Below are 13,166 nucleotides of genomic sequence, written 5' to 3'. Positions count from 1 at the left end.
CTATATCAACGAGCCATTATTTACTGATAAGTGGTAAATACTGGTTTGCTTCTAACCAATCAAGCGCAACAAGAGCAGCTAATGAACATACTGCTCTGTCGTTGCCATCAACAAACTTAAGCTCTTCAATTTCAGCATCTGGAGCGAGTTCGCCAGTATAATCTGCAAGGTAACACGTCAACTGCACTGACACGCCTTCTGCTTTGCCGTCAGCGTGGCCAGTGAACGTCTCTACGTATTTTATTGAATCAGGCACTAGGTCTACCGATATTTCTTCTTTGATTTCGCGTACCAATGCTTGCTCGTCACTTTCCCCTGCTTCACGCTTTCCGCCCGGCAAGTAGAACAACTCTTTGCCTTTTGATCTCACCATCAGCAGCTTGCCATCTTCAATGAATATCCAAGCGAGCTTATCAATTACCTTATTCATGTTCTTAGACCTTGTTATTGTGTTTATTATTCTGGTTAGCACGAGCGTATCGCGGCAGGCGCATGTTACATGCAGCAGTGAACATATTCTATTGAATTGCTTAGGAAATGACTTTGAGAATCGATAAACGACAGCCTACAAGTAAAACACTCGCCAGCTGTCATAAGAACTAAACTGTGGTTAAGTTAATCAACTAGCCACTCTATAGCAGAGTCATGATCTTCAAATGACTTAATCTCACCCGACACAAACCAACTGCCGACTTTTGATGCCATTTCTTGCCAGCTTTTATCGCCATAAATAGCAATCTTGTCTATTTTAGAGTTGAGTTCTAAACCGAGTTTGAAATCATCCCACGCGGCGCGCAGTTCCCAACCCGTTAATGTTGAGATGTCGACTAGCATCTTCAATGCGGATGAATCGATCTCTTCTATTGTTGTGTTAAGGATTGGCATCATTGCTTGATAATCGTCGTGTGTCAGCTTTCCTTTCGCTTTAAACACGATGATGGTCTCGCAGCTAACACGTTCAATCCCAACCGATATTCCATGACGTTCGATACTCATAGCCTAGCCCTTATATTAGAAATCTAAACTTAGCTTAGAGCATTAGATAGGCAATAAATGAGAGGTTTACGTCAAAACAAACAAGCTCGTCGCTGTGTTTTAAGATCAAGGATTTGAGCGGTACGTAAACGTGATGACAACTACTGACGCCAGATACCTAAATGGTCATCCATTGAGGTGATCCAATAGTTGGGTCAGGCTTTGAATCTGCACAATGTTCGCATGGTTCGATTCAAACACTTTTCCTTCTGCGTTAAACCAAATAGCTTGCAAGCCAGCTTCCAACGCAGGGTAGATGTCTTTTTCGAGGGTATCTCCCACCATGGTGATGTCTTGTGGTTTAACACCGAGCTTGGCAATGATTGCGGGATAAAAACCAGAATCGTATTTAGATAAGCCAATACTCGCCTTACAGAAGTAACCATCAATGTATTGGGACAATCCGACACGTTCAAACGCACTGATGATGTCATCTTTACTCGAATCAGCTGCATTGGTCGCAATATAGATGTTGTGATGCTCCGACAATTGAGCAAGTAAGGCTTGTGCCCCACTCACTTCTTGTACGGTTTCCCAGTCACACATTTTCCCTTGTGCGTCTGGAAAGTCGATCATTAAGGTATTCCCCCAATCAAATAAGACGGTTTTAGTCAGCTTGGTTGGAGCTGTTATTTTTATAGAGTTGGTCATCATGCCTCCTGCATCGATGATTCTTTCTCATAAGCTAAGATATTGTCGAAAGCGATATCAAAGTAGAGTTCGTAGCTATTTTGTTCAACGTAGCCTAAATGCGGGGTCGCCGTGACGTTTGGTAAGGATAATAGCGGTTCAATGTCAGTGGTGGTAGGCTCTGTATCAAACACATCAACAGCCGCTCGCTTAGTTGGTGCCAGACTCAGTTCTCGATATAAAGCGCCTTGCTCAACCAACTCTGAACGACTGATGTTCACGAACAGTGAGTCTGCCTTCATTAAGCCAAGATCATCAGAAGTTACGCAGCCTCTAGTGGCGTCATTCAAGCGTAGGTGCAAAGAGAGTAAATCGACATTGCTGAAGAACGTTTGTTTGGTTGCTGCCGCTTCAAAACCGTCTTCCAGTGCTTGCTCTCTTGAGGTTTGGCTTCCCCACACCATCACATCCATTCCGAATGCTTTGGCATATTGCGCGATGCAGCGTCCGATCTTTCCATATCCCCAAATGCCGAGCTTTAAGCCTTTTAATGTTCTTCCTAAACCAAGTGAGCCTGAATCTTGCCATTGGTTCTGCTTGAGGTTTGAAGAGTAAGTAGGAATATGACGAGACGCAGTCATGATCAATGCCCAACACAGTTCAGACGGAGCGACAGGTGAACCGCGCCCTTCTAATACTTTCACGCCGAACCGTTCACACAGTTGCGGGTCGATGTGGTTACTGACCTTACCTGTTTGACTGATCAGTTTAAGATTCGGCAGCTTCGATAACAGAGACTCAGTGATTTCGGTTCTTTCGCGGATAAGTACGAGTGCTTCAAAGTCGTATAACTTCAGCGCAAGCTCGTCTTCAAGGTAAGTTTCCGCGAATACCGTAACCTCATGCAGCTCTAACTTGTTATAACACTCAAGGTTTTTTACTACGTTCTGATAATCATCCAATATCGCTATTTTCACTACACACTCCTTGTTGTATCGCTTGACTGCTTTCGAGATCTAAGTGCCACGACTTAAGATTCAATTAAGCCGTGGGCACGTTTCAATCTCACAACTTATTGATGAACCACTTTGAAACGTTCAAGTACCAACACCATGTCTTCACTCGGTGTGATCTTGAGTTCTTCACATTCACGTGAGAAGAAGTTCCAATGCGCTTTTCTCCACCATGCTAGAGTTTTGTCACCCTCACCTTCAGCGGCAGCAAATTCAGCGGTCACTTCATTGTATGGACACAAAGAAACAGAGGTAATCTCAACAATACAGATAGGCTTGCCATCCCAATCAGTAACAACTTGCAGGTGTCCGACAATCGGCATCACTTCATCTTCATGGCTGTACCAATACTCTAGGCTACAAGACGCCTGCTTTTCGCCTTTCAATATGAGTTGTGCACACAAATTGGCGTTGTATTCGTCTCCGCAGAAATAGTCAGCACTGAATGAGGTGTGCTGTTTAGCAATTTCTTCTGGTAATGAGTTTAGATAGTTATCTAGATAAGCTTGGCTTCTTTCTTCCATGATGGTTCCAATTTCAATATAAGGTTCAGTAAGTACACGCCTTTAAGCAAGCGACTGACTGCAATATTGGTAACCTATCAAGGAGCGAGATCGGTGTAAACCTGAGGAATGTCAAAATGGGTATTTGAGTGGGCACAAGGCTGACAAGAAAGAGCTAAAAGCACCTCTGAACTTTGCTTTTAGCTCTTCATAGCTGGTGTATTGTTACTGCTGAATAGCTTAACGGTTAAGGAACTCTACCGCTTTATCTGGGAAGTCAGTAAACACGCCGTCGACTTTCACTTGGTTGTAAAACACATCCAACATGCCATCGAAATTATCGGCATAGCCCGGAATTCGACCTGGATCAGCACGGAACGTATATGGGTGAACATCTAAGCCTGCGTCTTTGGCAGATTTCATCAACGGTTTAATGATGATGTTATCTTTAGTCGATGCGTCGTCCACCAGCATTGGTTTCCACGGGCCAATACCGTCTGCGTAGGTAGCGACTTTTGCCATGCCGCCTTTCTCAAACATCCAGTCATAACTATACGGCGTCGCTTTATCGCCCTTGTACGTCATGGTTTCGTTCCAATCGGTGTAAGCCATCAACTGAACGAGCTTAAGATCCATTTCCATGGCTGGCATTAACTCATCGTTGATACGTTGCAATTCGTTAGCATCAAAACACTGCAAATAGACCTTGTCGTCTTTTGATAGGTAACCATATTGATGCAAGGTAGCAAGTACCGCTTTAGAGATATCTTTCCCTTCATGACGATGGAACCAAGGAGCTTTGATTTCAGGATAAATGCCCACGTCATAACCGAGCGTCTTGTTTAAGCCTTGGATCAACTCGATTTCTTCTGCAAAAGTAGCGACACGGAAATCAGACTGCCACATTGGGAAGCGAGTTGGGTACCCTGCCACTCTGTTACCTTGTTCATCGAGGTTAAAACCCTCAGTTACTTTTAACGATTTGATCTCGGCAAGCGTAAAGTCTATCGCGTAATAGCGGCCATCTGCTCTTGCACGGTCTGGAAAGCGGTCTGCAACATCGGTGACGCGATCTAAATAATGGTCATGCAGTACAACCAACTGATCGTCTTTTGTCATCACGACATCTTGCTCGATGTAGTCCGGTTTCATTGCATAAGCGAGCGCTTTAGCCGGTAATGTGTGTTCCGGTAAATAACCTGATGCACCACGGTGAGCGATCACTAAAGGATCGGCAAGCGCATTGGTTGATAAGCTAAGTGCTAAAAGAGTTAGGCACATTGACGTTGTTTTCATTATTTCTATTCCTTTGATAGCACAGAGGCAGGATATCCCTGCCTCTGCTGTCTATTGGTATGACGTTGTCTAATTAGTAAACTACTGAGTTAACGCTTCTTTCTGTTGTTCGAGTTCTTTTTGTTTATGATGTGCACGCTCACCTAAGAACGCGTAAATCAGACAAATTATTGAAGCGACACAAGCACCGACCAAGATAATGAAACCACCATCCCAACCGTAAAGGTCAACCATAAAGCCAAGTACTGCGTTGGCAGCAACCGCACCACCTAAGTAGCCAAACAAACCGGTTAAGCCAGCCGCCGTTCCCGCCGCTTTTTTAGGTGCAAGTTCAAGCGCGTACAAACCGATTAGCATTACTGGACCATAGATAAGGAAACCAATCGCAATCAGTGCCAGCATATCAACCGTTGGGTTACCTGCTGGGTTCAACCAGTACACCAACACAGCAACAGTCACGAGTACCATGAACAGGATCCCTGCAGGTGCACGTCGGCCCTTAAACAACTTATCTGAAATCCAACCACACAATAAAGTGCCAGGAATACCCGCCCACTCGTACAAGAAGTAAGCCCAAGACGATTTATCCACTGAGAAGTCTTTCGCTTCTTTCAAGTAAACCGGAGCCCAATCGAGTACACCGTAACGAATCAAATAAACAAACGCGTTCGCGATAGCAATTGACCACAACAACTTGTTAGAGAATACATACTTAAAGAAGATCTCTTTAGCCGTCATCTCTGTCTCGTGAGACTTATCGTAATCATCTGGGTAATCGTCTTTGTGTTCTTCAATCGGAGGTAAACCACAAGATTGAGGTGTATCTCTTACTGTAAACCAAACGAAAATAGCAACGAGAGTGGCAAAAAATGCAGGAACATAAAAAGCGGTTCGCCAGTCGTCGTTAAAAGCCCACAGACCCAATAAGAACATTGGACCAATCAATCCGCCGCCAACATTGTGTGCAACGTTCCATACCGACACTATCTCGCCACGTTCTTTACGTGACCACCAGTGCACCATGGTTCGCCCACAAGCCGGCCAGCCCATACCTTGAAACCAACCATTAAGGAACAGCAGGATAAACATTGCAGTAATGCTGCCTGTTGCCCAAGGCATGAAGCCAAAGCAGAACATCACCAGTGCCGACATTAACAAGCCACCGCTAAGGAAATAACGCGGGTTAGAGCGGTCCGACACGCTTCCCATTAAAAATTTAGATAAGCCGTAAGCAATTGACACTGCAGCCAAGGCAACACCTAGCTCTCCGCGACTGAAGCCCTGCTCAATAAGGTAAGGCATCGCCAAACTGAAGTTTTTGCGAACTAAGTAATAACCTGCGTAGCCAACAAAGATGCCGAGAAACAGCTGCCATCGTAAACGTGTGTAGGTGCTATCGATCTTATCTGATGATAAGCGATCGATATGCGCCATAGGTTTGAATATTCCAAACATAGGAACCTCATAAATATTGGGCGATAGAATTAAAAATGCTCGAACGAAAAAAATTAAGCGCTCATTCGAAAGCCAGGGCATTGTATGTGCTTCAGGATTAATTTCTGTGATAGAGATAGCCATTAACAATAAACAACCTTAAATACAGCACTTTAGTTTCATTTAATTAGACTACGCTTCATGTTTTTGTTTGCGCCTTTGAATTCTAGAAATGGGGTTAACGAACAATAATTGATCGAATGAACGGATAACGAACAAATTATTAGTACTTTGGTGAAAGGAATACAGAAAGGATCTTACTTATAAGGCATGAAATTCGTCAGAACTCGAGTTTTGCAACTAACCAACACAGGGTTCATACCCAAGGACGTTTAAGCTCATACCCAGAAGCATCTTAAACTCATACCCATAGACGTTTTATTTTGTCGCTAACACATAACCATTCCTGATGTTAAACCTATTGCTCAGTTTATTTATTGAACACCTAAGTTTACGTATCGTACAACCTCAAGCAATGCAGCAGCCTTACAACGTTAAGTGCGTTAGGACAGCGACTAGTGGAGTCGGTTATCCGCTCATTGCCTTTACGAAATTAAATAACGATAGGAAATATCATGAACAAATCACTTATCGCTCTTGTGCTTACTGCTGTTCTAGCTGGTTGCTCATCAGGTGGAAACTCAGATCCAGCACAACCACAATTCGATGGAGATTACGGTTTTGAAAATATCGACCCAGGTTTTGGACTAGATGACACAGATAACGATGGTGGTTACGACAATCCAGATCCGAACTATGGCCATGATGCTCCCACTCTAAAAGACAAAATCGCAGAGGCAGATTTAGGCTTTGTTCATATTCCAGAGATCGGAGATATTCCTTTTTTCAATAGAGATAATGGTGATGCGCAAATAGCGGCCGTTAAAGAGCAGATCACTGAAGAGCATACGCTTTACAGTATCTATGTTGATGATATACGTGTTGGTGAAGTGTTGGTCGAAAAGGACCATGTAAAGGTGACTGTAGGAGAAAAAGAAATTAACGGTCAGAGAAAAACTTACTCAGACACAGAACACACCTTTTGGACCGTTCACGGCACAGACGGTAACGTGATTGGCGACTTTAAACGTCTTGACGATGGTGTTTTGGTATTCCGTGAGGAGATGCATCGCAACACTTTCGTAGTCAAGTATTACGACGGTCAGTGGAATTTTATTCCTATGGCTGAGGTAAAAAACAAAATCAAAGATAACCTGCCGTCTCATGCTGAAGTCACTAAAGTACGTACAAAAATGCAGGTTAATAAATTACGCACTTTAAGATAGTAATCACCCAAACGCCCTGATGAAATGTCAGGGTGCGTTCACAGCACGTCGATAAAAGATAAATAACTATAAATTCTCAAGGAAGATCCAGACTAGGTTACTAATTTACTGACATTCAACGTTTCTGAATTCGTCGATATTTTGTATACATAAGCGAGCGATCCAATGACCAATAACAAACTTCCCCTTCTCATCATAGCCGCTACTCTGTTCTTCACTATTTCTGAAGTTCAAGCCTATGAACAAAACCAAGAAGAAACGGCGATTACATTTGGCCTATCGGCTGAGCGTGGTTGGAGAGATTGGTCTGCTTCTTACATTAAGTATCGAGGCCCAGGCACGTTAGGTTACGGCGTTGAGTTCACACGCTCTGCTTATAACGAAGACGAAGGTTCATACGAATACAAACAACGCGATAACGAATATCAGTTTCAGGCCCCTATTGGTATCACAGAAAATTTATACATCACTCCGGGATACGGCATTAAGCGTACCCATACGGACGTAACTTTGGATAATCGCGAGTTCTCTGATAGCTCAACCAAACAGGTGGGTGGTTTAGATGCAACCTACATTATGGACAGTGGCTTTGTTGTGACCGCAGGTTTCGATAAAGCAGAAGGTGAAGACTTGGAGTTCTCAATTGGTGCAGGTATCGCGTGGTAATTGCATATCGAGAACCCCCAAAACAAAAAGGGCCTAGATTTCTCTAGCCCCTTCTATAAACAGCGTTTTGTACTCGACATTATCGAGTTACACGAAGCGATTATGCGTCGATGTAAAAAGCTTCTACAGTGCCTTTTAGAGTAATAAGCATTGGCTGGCCAAAACGATCTAGCGCTTTAGGTGAAGGGATCTTAACCCAACCTTCGCTGATGCAGTATTCTTCAACATCAGTACGCTCTTTACCATTTAGACGAATGCCGATTGGGTATTCGAAACACTCAGCCACGTGGTGTGGGCTGCGTGGGTTGCCTGCAAGATGATCTGGTAAAGCTGGTCTTGAATTAGTATCGCTCATGTTCATTACCTGTATGTACGTAAATAAAAAAAGTGCGTCATTCTAGTCAATATAGGCTTTGTGCTCAACAACTGCTGCAATAAATCGGCTTGATCGTTTTAATCAGCGTCTAGTTGTTTGATTTAGCAGCGGTAGTTGCTCTGTTTGAATCCAAGATAAAACCATCAGTAACACAATCCAGTATTGAGCTGAGAATAGCGATGACTGAAGTAAAAATATTATTGGTCAGAATAAGCGAAAGGTAGTGAAGGAGTATAAAAATGGGCGAGCTATCTATGTATCTAGCAAATTAGCGCCAAGCTCAAGGGCTCGGCGCGATGTAGCAATGTTGATTACGCTTTTTTAGTCTCAACCGTTTGGTTAGAACTAGAAAGAAGCGCATCCACAATTTCTTTAGAACGAACAGCCAACACAGAGAGAAGCGTGTCACTCAAACCGTGGGAAGATTCACAACAACCCTGTAGGAAGATTTTGACGTCACAGCTTGGCTTCATGTCTAATTGGTATGAACGCCCTACTGATTTACTATCAATCAAAGGTTCAATTGAGCTCAGCATTTGGTTGAACTCATCGTATCGATAACCAGTAGCAAGAATGATTGCATCGTATTCATTCCATGCTTGCGTTTTGTTGATCGTGTCATTCAGTCTCAACGCTACTTTATCGTCTTTCATTGCCACTTCTTGGATGTCATGACAACGTAGATGTTGATGGTTGCCTTCCCCCGTTACTTTCTGCAGGTAAAGCAGCTCATAAATAGCGTTTAGCTCCTCTGTATCCACAACTGAATAGTTGGTCGCACTAAAGCGAGAGAGGATGTGGTCACGTTGCTCTTGTGTGCTTTCGTACATATGGTCGGTAAACTCAGGGTCAAACACCTCGTTTACAAACGGGCTGTCATCAGCTGGGTGCAATGCAAAGCGGCGGTTAACCATGTGAACTTCACCATCCGCATAACGGTTTGTCAGATCAACGAATATTTCAGCGGCGCTCTGCCCAGCACCCACTATAGCGATTGTTGGCTCTGAGTTTGGCTTAAAGGTTTCACGCCACGCTTTGTACTTCGAGGAATGGATGATTTGTTCGTTATCATGGCCTTCAAACTGTTTTGGAAGCTTCGGCATCCCGCCCATCCCAACAATAAGGTTCTTAGCGATTCGGACTGTCTGATTGCCATGTATATCGGTAGAGGTCACTTTTACTTTGGAGCTATGACCATTTTCATCAATGGCTTCAATATCAATGACTCGCTGACTGTAATTTACGCGTTCTGAAAATTGATTAGCAACCCAAGTCAGGTAGTCGTTAAACTCAACACGAGAAGGGTTCATGCTACCTAGGTTGATAAAAGCGTTTAACCTGTCTTTGGTATGTAAATAGTTTACGAATGAATATGGGCTTGTTGGGTTTCGTAACGTAACCAGATCTTTCAAACAAGAGATTTGCATTCTTGTTCCATCAAGCAGCATCCCGCCGTGCCATTCAAAATGAGGTTTTTGCTCCAAGAAGCAATAACTTAAGCCTTTATCTTTAGCTTGTTCTTCTAACGCAATGGCTATCGATAAATTAGCAGGGCCAAACCCTACTCCGAGAACATCATATTCCTTAATTTGTTTCGTCATGTATAACCTCATGATAATTGTTGGGTACAAGGCCCCTATTCCGACTCCCTTTACCAGTACTTACCGCTTCATTATTAGAACTCGTTACTGAAAAAGCTGTCTTTCAACTGACACATTAAAGCCGCACGTTTATGCGGAAATTCAAATTCTTTTACTTTGGCAAATCCATATTTCTGCAGATATCCGATCATCTTGTCGTTATCGGCTCTTGGCTCGCTAACAATCTTTTCTGTACGGGGATCTGATAGATAGATGAAGTGGCAAACGGAAGGCAGCCAAGCCGCTACTTTATGTGCACCACGGTAGGATTCTTCACCGACCAGCATATGAATACCTCGGTCATAATCCCCTGCCGCGTAATAAGGTGCGATTCGGTCTTCTTTGGTCCAGTACACTTCGATATAAGCGAAAGGCTGATTGTCTAAACACACAATAAGAAGCTGATTCTTGTTGTTTTTGACAGACTCTTCTAAGTACTTTCTGTGTTCTTCCAGTGAGCCTGTTTGCTCCCAAAAATTCGCTACACGTTGGCTGTTTTGCCACTTATTAAAGAAGGTTAAGTGTTTGTCGACATCTAAGCCTTCTAGAGTGAGAACAGCGTTAAGATCGGGAATATAACGACGATACAACTCACCCAATAAGGGCTGTGGCCTAGCTGGGTGATACCCTACAGCGTCTAGGACTTGCTTGTGCAGGTAAAGGCTGCGATTTCTATTTTTGAGCCAAAGCTCGGGAGTTTGCATTACGGCTTCACGCCATAACACCTTTAAGCCTTCAGCAGTTTCAAAGCACAAAGAATCCAACACTTCACTTTTAAACTGTCCGAGTTCAATCGTTCGAATCTCAGGGTTAGCAGAGAACAGAATGGCAAAGGCAGAAAGTTGCTCCGTATTGAGCGCTGTCATTTGAGTTAAACGCCAGAACTGGTTTGTTTCACGCACAACTTCAATCACACCTGAGCTTACTTCCACGCAGTAACTGTCTTGTGCCTCACTTAAAGAAACACTCTGCCCATCGGGCAGAGTGTTCAAAGGCTGGTGGTTACCAGTCATAAGTTACGCTCGCAATCACATTACGGCGATCGCCGTAGAAGCAGTAGAAGTCACACGTAGCCACGTACTCTTTGTCTGCTAAGTTCTTCGCTGCAACTTGGAACTTGTAATCTTCGATTCGGTAACTCAATGTTGCGTCAAACAATGTGTATGAAGGAACAACGTTAGTCTCGGTATTATCAGCGTATGAATCACCAACGTAACGTGCACCCGCACCAACGGTTAGGCCATCAAGTGGACCACTCAAGAAACGGTAGTTTGCCCAAGCCGAGGCCAGTTGATCAGCAATTTGTGACGGAGTGTTACCTACATAACTGCTGTTTGCATCTTCAGTAATTTCAGAATCAATGAATGACACGTTACCGATTAACGTTAGCTCTTCGGTTACGTTAGCCACCGCTTCTAGTTCAATACCACGGTTACGAACTTCACCAATTTGCGTTAGCTGGTTATTAACAGTGCGCGCTAGGTTTTCTTTCGAGACTTCAAATGCCGCTATATTGAAGTAGCCTTCAAAGCTACGCGGTTGATATTTCAAACCCACTTCATACTGCTCACCGCGTTCTGGTTTAGCTGGGTCGCCATTTACGTCAAGTTGAATAATTGGATTGAACGACTGGGCGTAACTGACGTATGGCGTAAAACCATTATCCATTAGGTAAGCAACACCTAAGTTGGTTGTCCACTCTTCGTTATCAACCTTAGTTTTCTTACCTGTCGTGGTGTTATGAGTCTTGTTTTGAGAATCATCGTAACGAACACCAATCTGAACAGCCCACTTGTCAGCTATCATCATCTGATCTTGCAGATACAGGCCTAACTGATTGTTTTTGGTCTTAGTCGTTTGGCGATCAGATTCATCAACGACACCAAAACTTGAATTAAGCAGAGTAACGTTATTGCTATATGATGGATTGAACACATCAAACAATGGGTTAGCGATTGGAACTAAACCCACTCCAGGTATTGGCACGCCAATAGAACTATTGCCATCAGCAACAAGTGGATCTGCAGCATAATCTTTGCTATCAATATCGATGTTTTGGTAATCAATACCAGCCAATAGCGTATGCTCTACAACCCCGGTTTTAAATGTATGCACAACTCGGTTATCAATGTTGAATGCGTCCGATGTACCTTCTTCCGTTGATGCCCCACGCAGAATCTGACTGTCCGCAGGGTCATATGCTCCTAAGAGGTTATCTTTTGCGTAACCAAGGGAGTACATCTGACGAAGATTTATATCCATCTTGCTGTAACGCGTGTTCTGCATAAAGTAAGTACTGTCATTAAAATGATGTTCAAATTCATAACCTAATGACAGTTGTTCACGCTCGAAGGTTTCCCAATCTGTATTACCTACTGCAGTGCTATCACTGATTTTTCCATTTGGATTCGAGGTTAACGTTCCTTCCATTGGTAAAAACTGCAGGTACGGATCAGAATCGTCTTTCTGGTAGCTCGTTAGTAGTGTGATTTTTGTGTCGTCTGTGAATTTATAAGCCAGAGAAGGAGCGATAAAAATGCGTTCAGCTTCTACACCATCGACACGGCTGCCATTTTTACGACCAAGCGCCTGCAGACGAAACGCCATCTTATCGTTAACTTCAGAATTCACATCTAAACTGATTTGCTTGCGATCATCAGTACCGTATTCGATAGCAAACTGACCCGAGCCACCATCAAACTGTGGACGCTTACTGATTACGTTAATAACACCACCCGGAGGGGTTTGACCGTATAGCGCAGAACCTGGACCACGTAAGATTTCTACTCTCTCCAATCCAAACGGGTCGATCTGCCAGCTATAGAAGCCAGATGAGTACAAACGCGTTCCGTCTTGATACAAGCCACTGTTTGCTTGCTTAAAGCCACGGATAACAAACCAATCTTGCTTGTTGTCTTCACCAAAGTAGTTCGCTTGAATACTTGGTGTGTACTGCAGTGCATCGGCAATACTGATTGACGCTCGATCGTCCATTTGTTCGCGAGTCACAATCGAAATAGCGCGCGGCGTCTCACCTATCGCAACGTCAGTTTTGGTTGCTGTGCGACTGCTTAAACCCACGTAACTAAAATCTGGACCTACTGAACTGTCTTCTAGCTGCTGACCAATAACAACAACGGTTTCATCTTCGTTGGCCTGAACCATTCCTGACGATATAACTAAAGCGACCGCAAGAGCTGTTGGGGTACGCATAAAGTGCCGATTCA

At 43.6% G+C, this 13,166-nt stretch carries 13 protein-coding genes; 2 read left to right on the top strand and 11 right to left on the bottom strand.

Going from position 1 to position 13,166, the window contains the following annotated elements:
* Positions 1 to 16: 16 nt before the first annotated feature.
* The 7 genes from QUF19_RS08160 to glpT form a co-directional block, all read right to left on the bottom strand.
* The gene (locus QUF19_RS08160) at positions 17 to 430 is read right to left on the bottom strand and encodes an NUDIX hydrolase (RefSeq protein ID WP_286298540.1); all 414 of its coding nucleotides are present in this window, start codon (positions 428 to 430) and stop codon (positions 17 to 19) included.
* Positions 431 to 615: 185 nt separating this feature from the next.
* Complete coding sequence (locus tag QUF19_RS08155; protein WP_286298537.1) at positions 616 to 996, bottom strand: SpoIIAA family protein; 381 nt, start codon at positions 994 to 996, stop codon at positions 616 to 618.
* Between the two features lie 165 nt (positions 997 to 1,161).
* Positions 1,162 to 1,686 carry an HAD family hydrolase gene (locus QUF19_RS08150; RefSeq protein WP_434784917.1) on the bottom strand — a complete coding sequence of 175 codons (525 nt, stop codon included), beginning with the start codon at positions 1,684 to 1,686 and terminating at the stop codon, positions 1,162 to 1,164.
* Positions 1,686 to 2,642, bottom strand: a complete 957-nt coding sequence (locus QUF19_RS08145; RefSeq protein WP_286298535.1) for a D-2-hydroxyacid dehydrogenase family protein — start codon at positions 2,640 to 2,642, stop codon at positions 1,686 to 1,688. Before QUF19_RS08145 ends, QUF19_RS08150 begins: the two co-directional genes overlap by 1 nt.
* 95 nt (positions 2,643 to 2,737) lie before the next feature.
* Positions 2,738 to 3,202, bottom strand: coding sequence for an ASCH domain-containing protein (locus QUF19_RS08140; RefSeq protein ID WP_286298533.1), 465 nt, complete (start codon positions 3,200 to 3,202; stop codon positions 2,738 to 2,740).
* 219 nt (positions 3,203 to 3,421) lie between these two features.
* Positions 3,422 to 4,477, bottom strand: coding sequence for a glycerophosphodiester phosphodiesterase (glpQ, locus tag QUF19_RS08135; RefSeq protein WP_286298531.1), 1,056 nt, complete (start codon positions 4,475 to 4,477; stop codon positions 3,422 to 3,424).
* An 81-nt stretch (positions 4,478 to 4,558) separates the two neighbouring features.
* Positions 4,559 to 5,932 carry a glycerol-3-phosphate transporter gene (gene glpT / locus QUF19_RS08130; protein ID WP_192888718.1) on the bottom strand — a complete coding sequence of 458 codons (1,374 nt, stop codon included), beginning with the start codon at positions 5,930 to 5,932 and terminating at the stop codon, positions 4,559 to 4,561.
* 614 nt (positions 5,933 to 6,546) lie between these two features.
* Between glpT and QUF19_RS08125 the strand changes: the two genes are divergently transcribed.
* Both QUF19_RS08125 and QUF19_RS08120 read left to right on the top strand, forming a co-directional pair.
* Complete coding sequence (locus QUF19_RS08125; protein WP_286298526.1) at positions 6,547 to 7,257, top strand: membrane lipoprotein lipid attachment site-containing protein; 711 nt, start codon at positions 6,547 to 6,549, stop codon at positions 7,255 to 7,257.
* 165 nt (positions 7,258 to 7,422) lie between these two features.
* Positions 7,423 to 7,923, top strand: a complete 501-nt coding sequence (locus tag QUF19_RS08120; protein ID WP_286298524.1) for a hypothetical protein — start codon at positions 7,423 to 7,425, stop codon at positions 7,921 to 7,923.
* Positions 7,924 to 8,023: 100 nt separating this feature from the next.
* Here the strand turns inward: QUF19_RS08120 and QUF19_RS08115 are convergent, their stop codons facing one another.
* The 4 genes from QUF19_RS08115 to QUF19_RS08100 all read right to left on the bottom strand — a co-directional run bounded on the left by QUF19_RS08115 (position 8,024) and on the right by QUF19_RS08100 (position 13,152).
* A complete protein-coding gene (locus QUF19_RS08115; RefSeq protein ID WP_017059204.1) occupies positions 8,024 to 8,278 on the bottom strand; it encodes a DUF3297 family protein in 255 nt (84 codons plus the stop codon).
* Positions 8,279 to 8,610: 332 nt separating this feature from the next.
* On the bottom strand, positions 8,611 to 9,900 hold the full coding sequence (locus QUF19_RS08110) for a lysine N(6)-hydroxylase/L-ornithine N(5)-oxygenase family protein (RefSeq protein ID WP_286298520.1): 1,290 nt from the start codon (positions 9,898 to 9,900) through the stop codon (positions 8,611 to 8,613).
* 74 nt (positions 9,901 to 9,974) lie between these two features.
* Positions 9,975 to 10,952, bottom strand: a complete 978-nt coding sequence (locus QUF19_RS08105) for a GNAT family N-acetyltransferase (RefSeq protein ID WP_286298517.1) — start codon at positions 10,950 to 10,952, stop codon at positions 9,975 to 9,977.
* Positions 10,942 to 13,152, bottom strand: a complete 2,211-nt coding sequence (locus QUF19_RS08100; protein WP_286298849.1) for a TonB-dependent siderophore receptor — start codon at positions 13,150 to 13,152, stop codon at positions 10,942 to 10,944. Before QUF19_RS08100 ends, QUF19_RS08105 begins: the two co-directional genes overlap by 11 nt.
* Between the last annotated feature and the right edge of the window lie 14 nt (positions 13,153 to 13,166).

It is taken from the genome of Vibrio sp. FE10 (assembly GCF_030297155.1).
Classification (GTDB): Bacteria; Pseudomonadota; Gammaproteobacteria; order Enterobacterales; family Vibrionaceae; genus Vibrio; species Vibrio apostichopi.
The sequence above is the reverse complement of the archived record's forward strand: the minus strand, read 5'-3'. Positions and strand labels throughout refer to the sequence as shown.

Excerpts from the sequence above, each read along its gene's own strand:
- glpQ (WP_286298531.1), bottom strand. The coding sequence starts at position 4,477 with ATGAAAACAACGTCAATGTGCCTAACTCTTTTAGCACTTAGCTTATCA.
- QUF19_RS08160 (WP_286298540.1), bottom strand. The coding sequence starts at position 430 with ATGAATAAGGTAATTGATAAGCTCGCTTGGATATTCATTGAAGATGGC.
- QUF19_RS08125 (WP_286298526.1), top strand. The coding sequence starts at position 6,547 with ATGAACAAATCACTTATCGCTCTTGTGCTTACTGCTGTTCTAGCTGGT.
- QUF19_RS08155 (WP_286298537.1), bottom strand. The coding sequence starts at position 996 with ATGAGTATCGAACGTCATGGAATATCGGTTGGGATTGAACGTGTTAGC.
- QUF19_RS08100 (WP_286298849.1), bottom strand. The coding sequence starts at position 13,152 with ATGCGTACCCCAACAGCTCTTGCGGTCGCTTTAGTTATATCGTCAGGA.
- QUF19_RS08105 (WP_286298517.1), bottom strand. The coding sequence starts at position 10,952 with ATGACTGGTAACCACCAGCCTTTGAACACTCTGCCCGATGGGCAGAGT.
- QUF19_RS08115 (WP_017059204.1), bottom strand. The coding sequence starts at position 8,278 with ATGAGCGATACTAATTCAAGACCAGCTTTACCAGATCATCTTGCAGGC.
- glpT (WP_192888718.1), bottom strand. The coding sequence starts at position 5,932 with ATGTTTGGAATATTCAAACCTATGGCGCATATCGATCGCTTATCATCA.
- QUF19_RS08110 (WP_286298520.1), bottom strand. The coding sequence starts at position 9,900 with ATGACGAAACAAATTAAGGAATATGATGTTCTCGGAGTAGGGTTTGGC.
- QUF19_RS08120 (WP_286298524.1), top strand. The coding sequence starts at position 7,423 with ATGACCAATAACAAACTTCCCCTTCTCATCATAGCCGCTACTCTGTTC.
- QUF19_RS08140 (WP_286298533.1), bottom strand. The coding sequence starts at position 3,202 with ATGGAAGAAAGAAGCCAAGCTTATCTAGATAACTATCTAAACTCATTA.
- QUF19_RS08150 (WP_434784917.1), bottom strand. The coding sequence starts at position 1,686 with ATGACCAACTCTATAAAAATAACAGCTCCAACCAAGCTGACTAAAACC.